Source organism: Bradyrhizobium sp. P2_E8, assembly GCF_056403875.1.
In genome coordinates this window covers 1-1,178 of the sequence record NZ_JBFUES010001529.1, presented here as the reverse complement: position 1 = coordinate 1,178, position 1,178 = coordinate 1, and the positions used below count along the sequence as shown (strand labels likewise).

The window sequence follows — 1,178 nt, the reverse complement described above, 5'->3', positions numbered from 1 at the left end:
TTCGATATCTCCATTCTCGAAATCGGCGACGGCGGGTTCGAGGTGAAGTCGACCAACGGCGACACCTTCCTCGGCGGCGAAGACTTCGACATGCGCCTGGTCGGCTATCTCGCCGACGAGTTCCAGAAGGAGCAGGGCATCAACCTGCGCAACGACAAGCTCGCGTTGCAGCGCCTGAAGGAAGCCGCTGAAAAGGCCAAGATCGAGCTGTCGTCGACGACGCAGACCGAGATCAACCTGCCCTTCATCACCGCGGACCAGACCGGCCCGAAGCATCTGACGATGAAGCTCACCCGCGCCAAGTTCGAGGCGCTGGTCGACGACCTCATCCAGAAGACCGTCGAGCCCTGCCGCAAGGCGCTGAAGGACGCCGGCGTCACCGCCGGTGAGATCGGCGAAGTCGTTCTGGTCGGCGGCATGTCGCGCATGCCGAAGGTCCAGGAAGTCGTGMAGCAGMTSTTCGGCAAGGARCCGCACAAGGGCGTCAAYCCSGACGARGTCGTSGCKATCGGYGCYGCGATCCAGGCCGGCGTGCTSCAGGGCGACGTCAAGGACGTGCTGCTGCTCGACGTGACCCCGCTGTCGCTGGGCATCGAGACGCTGGGCGGCGTGTTCACCCGTATCATCGACCGCAACACCACGATCCCGACCAAGAAGAGCCAGGTGTTCTCGACCGCCGAGGACAACCAGAACGCGGTCACCATCCGCGTCTTCCAGGGCGAGCGTGAAATGGCGGCCGACAACAAGATGCTCGGCCAGTTCGACCTGATGGGCATTCCGCCGGCCCCGCGCGGCATGCCGCAGATCGAGGTGACCTTCGACATCGACGCCAACGGCATCGTCAACGTCTCGGCCAAGGACAAGGCCACCGGCAAGGAGCAGCAGATCCGCATCCAGGCCTCCGGCGGTCTTTCGGAAGCCGACATCGAGAAGATGGTCAAGGACGCCGAGGCCAATGCCGAAGCGGACAAGAAGCGCCGCGAGGCCGTGACCGCCAAGAACGAGGCGGACGGACTGGTGCATTCGACCGAGAAGGCGCTGGCCGAGCACGGTTCGAAGGTCGCCGAGACCGAGCGCCGCGCCATCGAGGACGCCGTCAGCGACCTCAAGGAAGCGCTGAAGGGCGACGATGCCGAGGCGATCAAGGCCAAGACCCAGACGCTGGCCCAGGCTTCGAT

At 64.6% G+C, this 1,178-nt stretch carries 1 protein-coding gene; it reads left to right on the top strand.

Annotation, left to right across the window (positions count from 1 at the left end; all coding sequences use genetic code 11):
* Positions 1 to 1,178: molecular chaperone DnaK (dnaK, locus tag AC1D00_RS42035; RefSeq protein ID WP_477014765.1), on the top strand; the 1,178-nt coding region annotated here is incomplete at both ends.